Origin of the sequence: Leptospira perolatii (assembly GCF_002811875.1) — a bacterium.
Taxonomy (GTDB): Bacteria; Spirochaetota; Leptospiria; order Leptospirales; family Leptospiraceae; genus Leptospira_B; species Leptospira_B perolatii.
This window is the reverse complement of record NZ_NPDZ01000012.1, coordinates 25,522-42,573: the sequence shown is the minus strand read 5'-3', so window position 1 is coordinate 42,573 and position 17,052 is coordinate 25,522. Positions and strand designations below refer to the sequence as shown.

Annotated in this window: 13 protein-coding genes; 7 read left to right on the top strand and 6 right to left on the bottom strand. The window is 40.1% G+C overall.

Annotation, left to right across the window (positions count from 1 at the left end):
• Window positions 1–103 precede the first annotated feature (103 nt).
• Both CH373_RS15560 and CH373_RS15555 read left to right on the top strand, forming a co-directional pair.
• Window positions 104–1,513, top strand: a complete 1,410-nt coding sequence (locus CH373_RS15560) for a proline dehydrogenase family protein (protein ID WP_100714687.1) — start codon at window positions 104–106, stop codon at window positions 1,511–1,513.
• 3 nt (window positions 1,514–1,516) lie between these two features.
• Complete coding sequence (locus tag CH373_RS15555; RefSeq protein WP_100714686.1) at window positions 1,517–3,088, top strand: aldehyde dehydrogenase family protein; 1,572 nt, start codon at window positions 1,517–1,519, stop codon at window positions 3,086–3,088.
• A 51-nt stretch (window positions 3,089–3,139) separates the two neighbouring features.
• Here the strand turns inward: CH373_RS15555 and CH373_RS15550 are convergent, their stop codons facing one another.
• Complete coding sequence (locus CH373_RS15550; RefSeq protein ID WP_100714685.1) at window positions 3,140–4,531, bottom strand: PP2C family protein-serine/threonine phosphatase; 1,392 nt, start codon at window positions 4,529–4,531, stop codon at window positions 3,140–3,142.
• A 290-nt stretch (window positions 4,532–4,821) separates the two neighbouring features.
• Between CH373_RS15550 and CH373_RS15545 the strand changes: the two genes are divergently transcribed.
• From CH373_RS15545 to CH373_RS15525, 5 genes are all read left to right on the top strand, one after another.
• Window positions 4,822–6,471 carry a hypothetical protein gene (locus tag CH373_RS15545; protein WP_100714684.1) on the top strand — a complete coding sequence of 550 codons (1,650 nt, stop codon included), beginning with the start codon at window positions 4,822–4,824 and terminating at the stop codon, window positions 6,469–6,471.
• Between the two features lie 287 nt (window positions 6,472–6,758).
• Window positions 6,759–8,633: a sensor histidine kinase gene (locus tag CH373_RS15540; protein ID WP_243393435.1), complete on the top strand. Its 1,875-nt coding sequence runs from the start codon at window positions 6,759–6,761 to the stop codon at window positions 8,631–8,633.
• Window positions 8,634–8,836: 203 nt separating this feature from the next.
• A complete protein-coding gene (locus tag CH373_RS15535) occupies window positions 8,837–9,346 on the top strand; it encodes an SRPBCC family protein (RefSeq protein ID WP_100714682.1) in 510 nt (169 codons plus the stop codon).
• A complete protein-coding gene (locus CH373_RS15530; protein ID WP_100714681.1) occupies window positions 9,343–9,753 on the top strand; it encodes a hypothetical protein in 411 nt (136 codons plus the stop codon). The genes CH373_RS15535 and CH373_RS15530 overlap by 4 nt, the downstream gene beginning before the upstream one ends.
• Before the next feature lie 51 nt (window positions 9,754–9,804).
• Window positions 9,805–10,104 carry a DUF1905 domain-containing protein gene (locus tag CH373_RS15525; RefSeq protein ID WP_100714680.1) on the top strand — a complete coding sequence of 100 codons (300 nt, stop codon included), beginning with the start codon at window positions 9,805–9,807 and terminating at the stop codon, window positions 10,102–10,104.
• A 2-nt stretch (window positions 10,105–10,106) separates the two neighbouring features.
• Here CH373_RS15525 and CH373_RS15520 read toward each other — a convergent pair whose 3' ends face one another.
• From CH373_RS15520 to CH373_RS15500, 5 genes are all read right to left on the bottom strand, one after another.
• The gene (locus tag CH373_RS15520) at window positions 10,107–11,600 is read right to left on the bottom strand and encodes an ABC-F family ATP-binding cassette domain-containing protein (RefSeq protein ID WP_100714737.1); all 1,494 of its coding nucleotides are present in this window, start codon (window positions 11,598–11,600) and stop codon (window positions 10,107–10,109) included.
• 123 nt (window positions 11,601–11,723) lie between these two features.
• Window positions 11,724–14,795 (bottom strand): DUF2339 domain-containing protein, encoded by a 3,072-nt coding sequence (locus CH373_RS15515; protein ID WP_100714679.1) that lies wholly within the window; start codon window positions 14,793–14,795, stop codon window positions 11,724–11,726.
• Between the two features lie 116 nt (window positions 14,796–14,911).
• Window positions 14,912–15,265, bottom strand: coding sequence for a hypothetical protein (locus CH373_RS15510; protein WP_243393434.1), 354 nt, complete (start codon window positions 15,263–15,265; stop codon window positions 14,912–14,914).
• A gap of 22 nt (window positions 15,266–15,287) precedes the next feature.
• The gene (locus CH373_RS15505; RefSeq protein WP_100714678.1) at window positions 15,288–16,391 is read right to left on the bottom strand and encodes a serine hydrolase; all 1,104 of its coding nucleotides are present in this window, start codon (window positions 16,389–16,391) and stop codon (window positions 15,288–15,290) included.
• 156 nt (window positions 16,392–16,547) lie between these two features.
• Window positions 16,548–16,955 carry a GFA family protein gene (locus CH373_RS15500; protein WP_100714735.1) on the bottom strand — a complete coding sequence of 136 codons (408 nt, stop codon included), beginning with the start codon at window positions 16,953–16,955 and terminating at the stop codon, window positions 16,548–16,550.
• Between the last annotated feature and the right edge of the window lie 97 nt (window positions 16,956–17,052).

Sequence of the window (17,052 nt, the reverse complement as noted above, 5' to 3'; positions counted from 1 at the left end):
TGGTTTTATGATGATTCGGGACAAAGTGCAAATAAATCGAACAAGTCTACAATCGCGTCTCGATTCAAATGGATACTCAGAAATCTCGCATTATAGGCGTTAAATGCTCACTTCGGACAGCAGATTAAATTCTACTTTCAGTAAATTGAATGTTACGAAGCATCCTTTGGAATTCGAATCCAAGGTGATTGAAAAAGGCTCCCATTTATTCTCATTGAGCGACAGATATGAGTCAAAGATTTTTAGTAGGATCAGTTTCTTTACTTTTTTACTAAAAATATTGAACAATAAACCAAGATTAAAGGTGCAAGCCTTTCGATTTGCCGACTTATTTCCTACACTTAACTCCAATCGGTCTCTGCTTTTACATATTCGTTATTACTTTGTAGATTCTTCGACTGAACTCTCCTCTCTCGCTCGAATCCTATTAAAAGTAATGATCAAACTTCCGATTCTTTCCTTTTTTGTAGCAGTAGTTACCAGACTGATGATGCGGATTCTTTCTGGATTTTTTATTATTGGAAGGGATTATAAACATTCAAAAACTAAAATATTTAAAATGTTAAATAAGGGGATAACCAACACAATCGATATTTTGGGAGAGGCGGTTCTATCAGAAATCGAATCCGTCCATTACAAAGATAAGTATCTTAAACTACTGCACGATTTATCGGGAGATCCGCAAATCAAACCTCTTTCCAAGAGCGATGCCTACCCCACTGCAAAAGGTAATATATCCATAAAATGCTCTTCTCTATATTCACAAATTGATTCTTTCGCCTTCGAAAAATCTGTGGAAGAACTATCGAATCGCATTACTCCGATCCTGGACTTAGCGGTTAAGAATGATATATTCGTAAATTTTGATATGGAGCAGTACGATTTCAAAGAAATAGTGCTCGCAACGGCAAAAAAACTTTTCTCAAAAGAAGAATACTCCAAATACCCATTGTTCGGCTTAGTAATCCAGACTTATCTAAAAAGCTCGTACGACGATTTGGTTCAAGTGATCGATTTTTCCAAGAAACGAAAAACTCCGATTACCGTCCGATTGGTGAAAGGAGCTTATTGGGAATACGAAATTATACAAGCAAAACAAAAGGGCTGGCCAGCACCAGTCTTTGAAAACAAATATGAAACCGATTTAAACTACGAGAAATGCACGAAGTTGCTTCTTGAATCCAGACCTTTTATCATCCCTGCCTTTGCCACTCATAATATTAGAAGTATTGCATACGCAATCACTATGGCGGAAAGTTTAGGAATATCAAACAAAGATTATGAATTTCAAATGCTCTACGGAATGGGAGATACTTTCAAATTTGCGCTTAAGAATATCGGGGCCCAAGTCAGAGAATACGCACCGATCGGCGAAATGATTCCAGGAATGGCCTACCTAGTCAGAAGATTGCTAGAGAACTCCACAAACGAAGGTTTTTTGAGGAATATTTATTCTAGTCACTTAAATCGCTTAGAACTTTTGCGATTGTACGAAAAAATAGAAGAAGTGTAATCAATGTTAAGAGAAGCGTTTGAAAACGAACCACTTATAGACTTTTCCAAAGAGGAACAGAGAATTTTGATTTTGAACTCGGTGCAAAATCTAAGAAAATCTTTTCCGATTAAAGTAAAGCCGGTTGTTTCCGGTCGATCTTACAGCTCAGGTCAATCCATAAGTGTTCCTAACCCGGCGAAATTAGGAGAAATTGTTTCTAGTATTGAATACGCGGATCGTGATTTGACAGAGAAAGCGGTCCAAGCGTGTGAGGCTTTCTCTGAAAACTGGAAATTAACTTCGGCAAAAAACAGAATCGAAATTATCATGAAGGCCGCGGACCTCCTTCGAAAAAACAAAGCAGAACTGATTGCCTTATTAATACTGGAAGTAGGAAAAGGAGCAAAAGATGCAGACGCTGAAGTTGCCGAAGCAATCGATTTCTGTACTTTTTACTCCAAGGAAATGGAATCACTGTCAGGTCCCCGGACAAGAAATTTTCCTGGAGAAGATAACTCTTATATTTATCGGCCCAGAGGGACAACCGCAGTTATCGCACCATGGAATTTTCCCCTAGCAATATTATGCGGAATGACCGTAGCTCCACTTCTGGCCGGAAATACTGTGATAATGAAGCCAGCAGAACAATCTTCTGCGATTGCATTCCGATTATATAATATATTAATTGATGCTGGAGTTCCAAGCGAAGTTCTGCACTTTCTACCTGGGAACGGGGAAGTCATCGGAGCTTATTTAGTCACTCATCCAAAAATTCACACTATCAATTTTACTGGTTCAAGGGCAGTCGGCCTAGGGATGCTGCAGAGCGCCTCCCAAACAAACGCAAATTTTATAAAACGTGTCGTCGCCGAAATGGGGGGAAAGAATGCGATCATCGTGGATGAGGATGCCGATTTGGATGAAGCTGTTATTGGTGCCTTAGTTTCAGCATTCGGATTCCAAGGGCAAAAATGTAGTGCGCTTTCCAGACTTATTGTATTAGAACAATGTTATAAAACCTTTATAGAACGGTTTAGCGAGGGATTGAAATCCTGGAAAATCGGTATGCCAGAAGATCCATCCGTCAAGATAGGACCGGTGATAGATAGAGACGCCAGAACTCGTTTAGAACAAGTGATCGAAAAGAATAAATCGAAAATTTATTCTCAGCAATCCATCCCCCAGGAAACGGCTGATTCGGGGTTTTACGTAAGTCCTACAATTTTTACGGAGGAAAACACGCGGTCCGAGTTGGGCCAAGTCGAATACTTCGGTCCGATCGTTACCGTGTTTAAAGCTAAGTCCTTCGATGAGGCTTTGCATAAAGCAAACGAGGTCGACTATGCTTTAACGGGAGGAGTGTATACCCGAAATCCCAATCACATTGAGAAAGCAAAGAAATTCATGCAAGTGGGTAATCTCTATATCAACAGGCAGATCACGGGTGCAATAGTCGACAGACAACCGTTCGGAGGATTTAAACTTTCCGGTGTGGGTGCAAAGGCAGGTGGCCCCGACTACTTGAAGCAGTTTTTAGAGCCGATTTCTATAACCGAAAACACAATGCGAAGAGGATTTGTTCCAGAAGAATGATTGTCGGTCACCCACGTGCCAAAACCTTGTTAAAATTCCTTTTTTGTAATCCTATTGGATCTGATCGTTAATCGAATTAGATTCCATTAATATAGGAATTGAGGAAACAAAATCGGCACATACTATCGCAATGTCATCCTCAGGTTTTCGACCGGCAGTAAACGTATGAAGGTCAAGCATCATCGCATCTAGGAATTCCTCAGCTGGCAAATTTGCTTTTTCTAAAATAAATTGATAAAAACGGGCATCCCCATAACAATCCCCGAGTTTATTTTTTGCTTCTATTAAACCGTCGGTATACAGAAGGATTTTATCATTGCCGTGAAGTCTGAACGTATCAGCGCGATATTTCCAATCGGGCTCTACTCCTAAGAAAAAGGTGTCCACAGTGCTTAGCCCGAACACTTTCCCTTCCTCTTTTCGGATGATCAATATCGGCTGGTGACCGGCACTCGAAAAATGTAATGTACCTTCCCCATCCAGAATGCAGTAAAACGCAGTAACAAAAAAATCCTGTCTTTCCAGCATTCCATGTAATGCAGAATTGATTTCTCTTAATAATTGATCCGGTCTCTCGCATTCAAAGCAATGATTTCTAAATGCGGTCTTGGTCATCATCGTAACAAGAGCTGCCGCTACTCCGTGTCCGGAAACATCAGCAATAAATAATCCTGTTCTACCATTTCCGAGATCGACTAGATCATACAAATCCCCTCCTACGGTTTCAAGAGAAAGATATTTTGCAGCGACCTGCAATTCTCGACTATGGAAATGACTGATATTCGGAAGAGTATCGAGTTGTAGTCGTCTAGCCAGAGTCAGGTCTATTTTTAACATTTGATGAAGCTTACTTAAGTTACGTTTATGTTGTTTGGTTTCTACAAGATGCCTGGTCAACTGAGAGCCCATTCTTTTTACGCTATTCGATGCCCTTACCAACCAAAAATGCAAAAAGAAATAACCTGCCATGAAAACGGAAAGTTGCACCCAGTGAGCTTGAAGGTAATCGTATTTAAAAAGAAATAACGGTACTAAGAAAACCGAATAGTATGTTACGATCCATATATTCAAAAATAGACTTGTTGCAAGCCCAAGAACAGGGAGTTCAATCCCTAAAACAAAGATAACGATCACCGCAAAATAATCTGGATCAAGATAAGAAAAATATCCATAAAATATGGGCAATGGCATTGCGAAGGCAAGTGACCGATTTGCCCACCTAACAGCTGTCCAACGACCTGTAATCATTTTATAATTACAGAAAAAAGTAATAAAGACTGTATAAGTAAAGTTAGCGATTACGAACGCTGGATGCGGAGTGTTACTCTTTACCAGGTACGTTAAAACCAACCAGAAAAAAACTACACCGAAAGAGCCTTGCAAAAGAGATCTTGTGACCTCGCTCCGGGCAGTTTTCTTGATATTGTGAGCAAAAGTCGGCATATTCGCCTGAGTGATCCTAGTAATAACCTAACACAGCATTCCATGATGCCGAACACTTTAAATGACGGCCGGAATGACAGAAAGCCCACAAATATTCTGGTTTCCGAACAAATCTCCTCTATTTGACGAAATAATTCTGATATGCCGGAGAATTTTATCATCATAGCGAACAAGTGTTATAGAAAGTAGGAACTAGCAAGAGATCAAAGATCTTCAAAGCATTTTTGCGGATATTCAAGGTCGGAATATTCGACTTGATGAATATCTTACTATTTCAGTAATCTCCTGACGTGGAGAATCATCCGATCGAGAAAACGAAATCGAAGTTAAGCATCTTTTTTTCACTGGTTTCACTAATTGCTTTTATAATAAGCCTCGGGAATATAGCTCAACATTCTGAAATTGCTGATTCTTTTTACAGTACAGATTCGTTTTTCTTTAACAACGTGTTGGAAGAACTCTACCAGGCTTTCCAAAACGGAAATCTTCTTTCTGGATTCGAGGGATGGACCTGGACACCAGCGCCATATTTTTTTCCCGATATACTTGTTTATTCAGTTCTTTGGCTAATCGGTAAGCCTTTCGGCGCTCCCACAGAACTAATTTTTCTCTCGTACGCATTTGTCCAGTGGACATATCTAATTCTAGGCTGGTTTTTTCTATTTAGAATATTATTAAATACGAAAATAGAATTAACTGTTTTTCATTTTCTTTCTTTTGGATATTCCTTAGGAGCAATTTTTTTAATTCAGGGAAAGGATCTGTACTTTTTTTTGCCTGGCTTTCACACTGGAACCTGGGCCATTCTACCCTGGGCGTGGGGAGTTTTTGTTCTGGCAAAAGAACGTAAAAGGCTCCTGCTTTATTTCTTTGAATACGTATTAGTTAGCCTTTCCGCAACCTCAGATCCCCTCTTCTTTTCTGCCTACTTTTTGCCCATTCTGGCAGGATCTATTCTTTTACATCCGAGTAATTTTTTCACTCTCACCAGATCTAAATTCATCAAAGAAACAAAGAACTTTATTCCATCCTTATTAGGGCTACTGACAGCCCTATGGATTTATTCTTTATTAGAGAAAAATAAAACAATCTTCTTCCCTCTGCGCTATATTAGCAGAAGCTCGAAGGAGCTAATCAAGTCACTATGGAATCACCTTGTCCCAGTATTACAGGAAAGTTTTTTTCCCTTTTTCAGCTCTCAAAAGGGATTCATTATCGTATCGATTTTTGTGATCGGCATCTTCTTACTTTCCCGAATGAGAAAACGAAACCATGAAGAGGAAAACAAGAAATACCTGATTTACCTAGCGGTATTTTCAGGTGTCGCCTATCCTGTATTACTAGTAATTATGGGAATTGCCATAGGGGTAGGAAGGGCCGAATGGCTACCAGATCGATATTTTGGAATTTGCATAGGTTCACTTTATGCCTTAGTAATGTTTTCTTTGAGAACCAGCAGAGTTCTTTTAACGATCATTATGAGTTTATTCACCATACTGTCTGTTTCCACAATCGTACTAGACGTAAAATCGCATCCATTGAAGTTGCAATATTACCCGTCCTGGGTGCAATGCCTGGATGAAAATGCAAAACGAAAGAATTGGCAAAAAGGTATGAGTGGCTTTTGGGAATATGGCCCAGGCGGCAATTTTAGCAAGGCACATTTGGAAATAGACCCTTTTCATACCGATTTGACGGTAAGGCCTTGGCAGAACACGTTTAGATGGTATGAAGGGAAAGGGCCGTATTCATTCGCGATATTTAATGAACTCGAGTATAAACGCCTCGAGTATTACTTTGGACCACCGAAAGCAATCCTGAATTGCGAAGATAAAAAAATATTTGAAATACAGGATCCAGCAGGAGACAAAAGTAGCCGCTTTTTAATGGAGAAAAGGAATGAGATACAGCTTTGGAAAAAATTAACGGGAAGACTATAAAAAGGACTGAATATGGACTGCGAGACAAATTTAAAAAGGATAGAAGATATTCAGACTAATTTCCGTATCGCCAGGTAATCCTCTTCTATTCGCGTGCGTCAAATATATGTGAAATTATACATTCATATAATGTAATGTTTTTTCTTACGCCAAAGCACAAAATTGCCCTCATTTTTTCAATAGGTCTCTTTCTTTCGATCTCGTGCTCTGGAGATCGACCTGAAGAAACCCCAAGAGTCGTCAATGGAGTCTTAGACCTTCGAGGAAAAGGTTTAAAAGCTTTCCCTTTGATTTCGTTGGATGGAAATTGGGAATTCCAGAATGGATTAATAAAACCTGAAGAATTCGATGCAAAAATCGGAATAAATGTCCCGAGATTCATTAAGGTCCCCGGTGCCTGGAACTCCTTTCTAGTGAACGGGCAAGAGCATGGCGGAGAGGGAACGGGCAGCTACAGACTTACCATTTGGCTAGACCCGGGCGACGAAATCTTTGCAATTCAGGTAAACGATGTCTCGACAGCATATCAAGTCTTTCTAAATAACAAACTTATCTACGAAAATGGGAAAACTGGAGAAAGTCGGGAGAAAATGACACCCTCCTATAAACATCCTGTGATCGTTTTTCCCTTAGAAAAAAGAGTAAATTCGGAAAGTATAATACTCCAATTTAATGTATCGAATTATTATCATATTACGGGAGGACTTAGGAAATCGATTCAGTTTGGTCAGGCAAAGTCTATCATATCAGCCAAAGAATGGGAGGCCTCCCTAGGGTGGTTGATATTTGGCTCTACGTTCGTGATGGGGTTATACCACTTGGCTCTCTTTTTTATGAGAAGAGTAGATCAGTCGGCTCTATGGTTCGGTCTGTTTTGTATGGATGTGAGCATCCGAACCTTTTTCACAGGTAGTGTTTTTGCCTATGAGCTTTTCAGCGATTCATACTGGATATTAATTCACAAACTCGACATACTAAGCTTTGTATTCGCCTTACCTCTTTGCACACTTTTTCTGAGCAGCATTTTCCCTCGCGAGTTTCATAAGAACGCACTCCTGATTTTCATATTTCTCGGCTTACTGTTCACCGGAATCGTGGTGGTCTTCTCCTCCTCTACATATATGTTTCTTATCCAAGGCTACCAGCTGATTGTCGGATGCTCAATTCCGTACATGCTCTACGTAATCATTACAGCCATCGTTAGAAAAAGAGAAGGCGCGATCTTGTTCCTCCTCGGTGGTTCCATTCTTTTAGTAACCACCGTTAATGACATTCTGAACCAAGGTTTAGTCATCAAGACTGCATATCTTGCAAACTGGGGGCTACTAGGTTTTCTCTTTTCCCAAACTACTTTGCTTTCCATTCGATTTACAAACGCTTTCATTCGATTGGAAGAATTACAGAAATCCCTTGAACACAAGGTTATGACTAGAACGCGCGAACTCGAAGAAGCTAAAAAAATCGCCGAGAACGCAAACTCGTTGAAGGATACTTTTATTTCACTAGTCACTCACGATCTAAGATCGCCAATTGCAAATGTCATCGGTGTTCTTCAATTGATTCAGCGAGATTACGAAACCTTGGATGACGAATCATTGCTTGGATGGTTGGAAAGAACTGAAAAAATTTCCATCCAATCTTTAGAAATGATTTCTACCTTACTAGATTTGAACAGGCTTAGATCAGGATCCTTTCCGATCGAAAGAGCAACCATTTACGTCTATCCGGAAATTGAAAACGTTTTGAGTAAATTATGGAGTCAAGCAAAATCAAAGAATATTAATATAACAAACCATGTGCCGGTCGACTTGCAAATGTACACCGATAGAACTCTTTTCGCAGAGATATTCGTGAATTTGCTATCCAATGCAATCAAGTTCTGCAGAGAAAACGACAGTATAAAAATCGAGTGTACTCAAAAATCCGATTCAATGGAATTCTTAATCTCGGACACCGGTGTCGGAATACCAGGGGAACTAATCCCGGTCTTATTCTCTCCGGAAGTTAAATCCACTAGATTAGGCACCAAGAACGAGACTGGAACTGGCCTAGGATTGCCATTGGTTTATAGCATCATTCAAGCTTTTAATGGAAAGATCTCCGTTCAATCCGAAATCGATCGAGGCACAACTTTCCTTTTCTCAATCCCGCAACACTACTAATGTCTCGCGTGGGTCACCCAAAAGACCAGGCTTCACCACCGGTCCAGCTATTCGTCCCAAAACTCTTTCACCAGAAATAAAAATTCTAACAATGGGCGCAAAAACGCTTGCTTTACTTTTTATATAACTATATGGTTATATAATCAATGAATCATGTATTTATCGTCTTTGATGAGCCTAAATAAACACTGAGGAGCATAACAATGAATCGGGAATCTTTGAAAGTCGTAGCTAAAGGTGAGCGAGAACTAGAGATTACACGAGTCTTCAACGCGTCCAGAGACTTGGTTTTTGACTGCTTTACAAAACCTGAACTATTGAAACGCTGGTTTTACGGACCTGACGGATGGTCTCTTTCGGTTTGTCAAATCGATCTAAGAGTCGGGGGCACCTATCGTTATGTTTGGCGTTCGGAACACGATGGAACTGAAATGGGAGCAGGAGGAGTATACAGAGAGGTGCAAGCTCCGGAACGTCTCGTATGTACAGAAGCTTTCGACAAAGCTTGGTATTCCGGAGAATCTCTTCTTACCTCGATCTTCGATGAACAAAACAATCAGACTTTTTATACTCTAACGATTCTCTACGAATCGCAAGAAGCTCGTGATCAGGTTGTACAATCTCCAATGGAAGAAGGTCTTTCTCAGGGATATGACCGATTGGCAAAACTTCTGACTCATTTGGTAGCCGAGAAAATGGGGGGAGAAAGATGAACCTATCGGCATTGCTATCGAAGAATACGCTTCAGAGTACTGGAGCAATTCTTGCAGGCTTAGTAGCGATATTCGTTCTTTCAATGGGAACGGATATTTTGCTACATAGCGCCGGCATTTATCCAGCGTTTGGCGAGAGAATGTCCGATCCTTTGTTTGTGCTGTCCACTGCTTACAGAATATTATTCGGAGTGATCGGAAGTTACTTCACGGCTAGACTCGCGCCATCTCGACCAATGTTTCATGCGCTTCTACTTGGAGGAATTGGAGTAGTAATCAGTATCGCTGGTGCAATCGCAATGTGGGAAGCAGGACCTCCTTGGTACTCGATTGCTATCATTGCCATTTCTTTACCGTGCGCATGGGCAGGAGGAAAAATCGAAGAGGTCTACGGCGGAACAAAATAGGCTTTATGACAATCCATTGCCTTTATAAAATTACCTAGCAAAGGTCTTTGGATGAGCGATTTTAAGATAAAGGAAAAGGTATGGCTTTTTGCTGGTGAGGCCGCGTGGCATTTCGTGACCTTGCCCACCAAGATTGCTCCAGAAATAAAATTGCGGACAGAATGGTCAAAAAAGGGATGGGGCTCGGTCCGTGTAGAAGCAAAAATCGGAGATATAATTTGGAAGACTTCCATTTTTCCTGAAAAAAAAACTGGAAGTTACGTATTACCGATCAAGGCAGAAGTAAGAAAAAAAGCAAAAATAGAAGCAGGAGATACTGTTACAATTCAGCTTACCTTAATAGAATCTTAAACTTAGAATTCGTCGGACCAACCAATATCATTTAAGAAATCGTCATACGTTCCATCAAAAAACCGGATTGCATCGTTATCAAAAATGATCAATTTGGTGGCCACGGCTCTCAAGTGCATTTCATTGTGCGTTACCATGATAACTGAACCATCAAATTCATCGATTGCTTCAATCAAAGAGTCACAGGATTGCATATCCAAGTGGTTCGTCGGTTCATCCAAAAACAGTAAATGACAAGGAGTCACTAAAATCTTTCCGAGCAGAACTCGGCTCTTTTCTCCACCCGAAAGCACTTTGATCTTCTTGAGAGCTTGGTCGTCCGAAAACATCAGACCACCTGCAATCGTCCTCGCTAACCATTCCGTACAGGACTTGTCGGCGCTCATGATTTCTTCCACAACAGTGTAGTTCTCGTTCAAATTCAGCTTATTCGTTTGGCCAAAGTAACCTTCTTTTAAAGCAGGATGCTTTTGCACTCTTCCAGAGCTAGGCTCTAATTCACCTGCTAAAAGTTTTAGCAAAGTAGACTTTCCTTTTCCATTCTTTCCAATAATGCAAATCCGATCTCTTTTACCCACGCTCAGTGAAAAGTCCCGGATTAAAAACGGCTCTTGTCCATTATAGGAAAAAGTAAGATTCTCGGCGGATAACATCTGATTGGCGGAGAACTGAGCTGAGTTAAAGTATAACTCCAAATCTTGAATCGTTTCCAGGGCTTTCATCTCACCTTGCTTCTCGAGCTTCTTTACCCTGGATTGTGTTCTGCTCGCAAAACTTGCCTTCGCTTTGAACTTAGCGATAAAGATCTCTTCTTGTTTTCTCTTTTTCGCTTCGTTTAATCTGGTTCTTTCGTAGATTTCTTCGGCTTGGTTGATCTGGTTATAAAGCTTATCGGTATCGCCTTGAACTTTGATTGCTTTGGTTCTATGAATTGCTGCAGTGTGAGTCACCACGCTATCCATAAAACTTCTATCATGAGTTACTAATATGATTTCTCCTTCCCACTCTCGAAGGAATTCCTCCAACCACCGAATCGTAACGATATCCAAATAGTTGTTTGGCTCGTCTAACATCAGCATGTCAGGGCCAGAAACAAGAAGCTTTGCCAGATTCATTCGAATCTGATATCCGCCGGAAAATTCATTCGGATTTCTCTCCATATCGGCTTGGGAAAATCCCAAACCGGAGAGCACTTTTTCCACCTGCCAAGTCTCGTACTCTTCTCCTTCTGGAAGTCCGAGAGAACATTCCTCCAAAACCGTAGGTTTAGAAAATTTCAAATGCTGTTGCAGGTGTCCGATTTTATATCCTTTCGGAACTGAAATCGTACCTGAGTCGGGCTCTACCGAACCTAAGATCATTTGGAAAATTGTGGATTTTCCGTGTCCGTTTCTTCCGACTAATCCTAACCTCTCCCCCCGATTTACGCTGAGATTCAGGTCGTCGAACAGCACGTTAGAAGTATAGGATTTATAAAGATTTGAAATTTTGATCATGACAGAAACTACGCGATTGGATGGATAAAGCCAGGTTTGGAAAAAGGGCCAGGATTTCACTCAAAAATAAAGACGTTTCACGCCCTTCCTATCCCTAACGCAACGACTGCAAGAAAATCTATACTAGTCCAACGGACTCCCGATCTTTTGCGAAGAATCTTCGTTTCTTAATTTTACAAAAATGCGATATGTAAACCATGCTAAAACTCCAAGAGCCGCGAAGAAGCAAACGCGTATGATCCAGGTGGACACAGGTGGCTCACCTATGGAATATCCAAAATTTTCGTTCTCTTTCTCTGAGCCAAGAGTAGCATTGTTTTCGATAATATTTTCCGGAAGCGTGCTAGCAAAATCGAACTGAGGAGGAAATGCGTATGGATTTCCGTAAAAGATTTTCAGATCTTTTGCAGACTCTAATTCTTCCTGCTTCAAAGGAAAAACGATTTCTTCCTGCAAAATAAACACCTCTATCTTTTCCAAGGTTAACGGAGAATCGTCACCTTCTGCGATTTCCAATTTAATCTCCGAGGATAACGGATTAGAGAAAACTAGATTTACATTAGAATCGTTTTTACCTTTTCTAAAAATCATTTGTTCAGCAACCCATTCGAATTTTTTGGAATCGCTTTTGGAAGAAACCTCTACCTTCCTTTCGAATTTATCTTCTTTAATAAAAAGAAGCATTCTGTGAATCGGAACCTTCATCGGATTTCTAAAGTAATAGATACTAGATTTCGTATCGCTATCATAACCAGTTTCTATTTCACTTCTTTCTATCGTCCTTTTGAATTCTACTCTCTCGGAGATAGGCGAATAGACCGCTTTAGAAAACTTTAAATCTAGATCTGAAGTCACTTCAATTCTTACGTAAGTTTCTTCCTGGGTTTCGAATCGAATTTGATTCGATTGATTCAGTTCGTCGTTTCCTGAATAACGATAAATCGTGAAAGTAGAATCATATCTCCAATGCTCAGGACTCTTTCCTAGAGAAATCTGCCCTCTAACCTCGTACTCGCCTAGGCCCTCCGCAAGAATAGCAGTATATTTTGTTTTAGGCGGTAGATTCGGTAACTTTAGAACATAAGTGTAATTGAATGATTGGTTAGCAGGATTTTTTTTCTTGAACAATAGTTTCGCTCCGACCTCTCCACCTTGGTTCACCTCCTCCACAGTTCCTCTCGAAAAAAATGGGACTGCACGTCCGTTCAAAACGACTCTCCGATCGTTCACTCCGGAATGTCTCACTATATCCTCATCCAACTTGATCTTTCTATAATAAATTCCGTCTGAATCAGTTTTTTCCTTCGGAGACTTAATTTCCGCGGTCTTGATATCCTTATAATATTTGTATCCTTTGGTATTAATCTCCTCTGCATACAAAGAAGGGGAGCCGAAAAGATAAGCTGAGAATCCTAGGATCAATAAAGGAGATCCTATATTTCTAGAAAAAGATATCTTGTCCCTGAATTTCTGATAAAAGAGGCTGGTCAGCACGAGAGCGGCTCCGAGAGAAAAACCCGCAATAATTCTAACGAGCAAACTCATGGTCCAAATATCATAAAAATATAACTTTAGAACCAAAACAGAAGTGATCACGATCCCTGTAACTCGAAAAGACTTAAACGAATACTTGAATCCGGAAAAAAGAAAACAGAACGAATATACGCCAAGAACATAGGAATAACTTAGATTTCGATAGTGCTCGTCCTTAACAGTATATCGGACATCAACTAAAGTCCCCAGAATCAGAGTAAATATTCCTACATAAACCAGCACTATATCAAACATCGAAGTTGTTTCCTTTTTTCGAATATAATACGAACCTAAAAGAAGTAGAGACGCAAAAAAGTATAAACTGAATCTCTCGTTTAGCAAAAATAAACGATCCAGATCTTCCAATTCAGTCTCAAAGTATAGCCGGTACAAAGCCAGTACCCATAACAAGACGGAAAGGATTTTTACATGCAAGCGTTGCACCTGCGCGCTCAAAATAGAAACTACACCGGCTGATGCAATCCAAGAAAGGGTCAACCAGTAACCTTCCGAAAAATCCGTCAGCCCCGCCAAGGTAAAGCCGCACAAAAAATAAAGGCTCATTAATTCAAAAACATTCTTCCCTGGAAAGGAAACAGAAAGATCTCGATTTTTATAGAAGTCCAGAAGTACAGCCAAGGCTGCGGCTGTAACCAGATAGAAGTGCGGAGTCAGGTTAGGATGAAAAGTTTCCACTTGGAAATACCCCATCAGACCGTAAGAAATATGATTTACCAAAGTAAAAATCGGTAGAAAAATCCAGTTCAATCTTGGAAAAATCGCTCCGGATTGATCTACACGATCCTGCAGATTTGGGAATATAAAGAAATCACGATATATGAATAGAAAGTAAGTAAGAACAATGAATAAGAATGGAATCTCAAAACTACTCTTGCGAAGATTTTCAAAAGCCCAAAAAGAGTATAAAATAAAGTTAGAAAGTAGTAGCAGAAAGGAAGAAACTCTCCACGGAAGCTTTCTACCGATCGCAAAAAAAACCACGTTGATGAATAGCAGATACAAGAAGAGGAACTTATACGAATTCTCTCCCTGTGAAATCAGAACGGGAGAAAATAGAGAACCCAATAATCCAAAAACATATAATATCTCTTTTCGAATCCAGTAGGCTAAACCGGAAGAAAATAGACTTAGTACGATAAGATAGAGAAATGTCTCGGAAAGAGAAAATAGATCGTAATAGTAATAAGCTGCGAAAATGCTCAGATAAAGAACTGAAAAACCAGTCCCCGTCACAGATTCAGGCAGAACTCTATATCTCTTTTTAAAAAGTTGGAGCCCAAAAAAAGAAATTAAACTACCGATCGCAATTCCGATCAAAATCCTACCGGATTCATTTACCCAGCGATTGTCGAATGCATATTTTATGAACCATATGCTCGCCAATAAAATGGCGACCAAACCCGCCTTTCCTAAAACATTCCCTCCCAGAAAAAATTCCCACTCGGGACCTTTGACCTTTGCTCGAATTTTCTGAACAGGACCAGTCCAAATTTGTTCCTTTTCTTTTAAGGTCGTTTGTATAGCTTTTGGTTCGGCCTGGATGCTTTCTTCCTGTTTAAGAAATTGTAGGACCTCCTTCTTTAAGGAGACAATTTCCTCCTGCAACTCTTCCAGACGCGCCAGTACCTTTTCTAGTTCCAATTTCTACCTTCCCGCTACGGTCAAAGATTAGGAAATTTTTTGCCTATAAATATCTAGAGAATTTCTAGGTCATGTCTATGAGAAAAAGATAGATTCGGTCGCTTTTGGCCGATTTTTTAAAATGGGCTTTGTTCTAAACTGCAGCCTTGTGATTTTCTAAACCTAGCCTTTGCTTTTCTTTTTGAAAAGTACGAATCAAATTCTACTTGGAGAGAGTCTTCTTCAAGGATCCAACGGTCAGGAGAAAGAACCTGGTGGACGTAATCTTTACAGTAAGCTTCCGAAGCATTAACTACGAAGATACAAGAGCAGCCTTCTTTTGCTGCAAATGAAACATACAGATTACTTAAAGAATCCGGAATGATCCTAAAATGGAAAATTCCATAAATAGAAGCGATGCAAACTAAGGAAGTAATGCTAAGCAAAGCAAAAACGCGAAGCAATATTGAACTTTTTTTTCTATAAAACATTCTTAGCTCGATGAAAAAATACTTAAAAGAAACTTGAAGAATCTGTTACTGAAACCAAACGATTTAGAAATTCCTTCATAGGAAAAGTTCCTCCTCTATCATTTCCGTATCTGATTACCACTAGTTTTCGGATCGGATCGACTACCAAATATTGTCCCCAATGTCCCGAGGCAAAAAAAGATTCGGGAGAAAGACCGGAATAATAGAGCTTAGATTCATCTTGATCGAATCGATTCAAATAAACATGCCCACCCATCGACGGAAATCCGATCCAACGTAAAAACCACGAGAGCTTTATTCCAGGTTGAATTCGAAACGTATCTTGGATCCAGTTTTTTGGAAAGAGACCAGAGGACTTCCCCCAACCTTCTCGAATATAGAATTGGCCGATTTTTGCAAGATCTCTTGGAGACAAGAAGGCATAGGAAGAAGCGATCGGAACTCCCCTCCCGTCAGTTTCCCAAATGAAAGAACTGATATTCATAGAACGAAAGAACTTTGTCGGGTAGTCTTTCCCCACTGCGCTTGCTAGCAAAGAAGATAAAAGATTGGAATCTCCGCTTGAATAGGAAATATTTTCCCCCGGAAGGTTCGCAACTTTGACATGAGAAATATATTCAGTCATATCTTTATTCGCTTTTCCATATAAAACTTCCAGAATATCCGACTGGATCGGCGCCCATTCGTATCTTTCTTTCCAATCCAAACCGGAAGAAAAAAACAATAGGTGGCTTACTAAAAGCTGATTCGGCAAAGAATCTGCGGCTTGTTTTAGATAAAAACTCACCGGAAAATTCAATCGAACCCGTTGGGAGGCAACTGCCTCTGCCAGCACACCGTTTAACAAGAATTTGGAGATGGACCAGATCGGATGCAAGGTATTAAAGTTGAACTCGCTTGCATTTACTTCTAAGATAATTCTATCTTTGTAAATTACTAAAATAGCATTTGTTCGAACACTCCCCTTGCTTTCGGAAAACACTCCTTTTGTAAATCTGTTTGCAACTGATTCCAATTCATGATTATTACTAAATTCTGATATATTTACAGAATAGGAATATGTCGTTTTCCGACAACCAAGCTGAAAAAGAATTACAAATAAAATCAAATTCCGTGCGATATTCATAAGCGAATCCGATGCCTTGATCGATAAACAACCGAATCAAGTCTCAATAAACAAAAATTCGATGAAGAATATTAGCAAAACTGAACCAAGTTGCAAGCACCTATTCCAAAATCAGGTGGGGCCCCAAAAACCCGAGCTGGAATAGTGACCGCAAACTTATAGGTGCTGGATTTCCGCCGGCTGGTTACGCCAGTTATTATTTAATCCGTCCATGTAAACAACCGGAGCTTCAGCAAGTTCCCGTGCATCCATATTATCCAGGGTAGCCAAAACAATACTTACATACGCCCCACCGATTGCTTCGACATAGCCTTCTGAATGAGTTCTAACACCGCAGGTTTTGCAAAAATGATGAGTGACACTCTTCGTGGCGAATTGATAAGAACCCAGATTTCCTTCTCCACTGATTAAACGAAATGCCGAGGGCTTCACAATCGAAGACCAATTTCGAACCTTGCGACAAAAAGAACAGTTGCATCGTCCTGTTCCCTGGCTTACATCCAATTCCACATCGAACTTGATCGCACCGCAGTGACAGCTGCCTGAATATTTTTTTAAGCTCATATAACCTTCCTTTTTGCGAAAAGGAGCAGCTGCGCTCGAGTTATTTGATATGGATCCCACTTCCAATTCGCCAAATTTCATAGATTCATTATAAAGA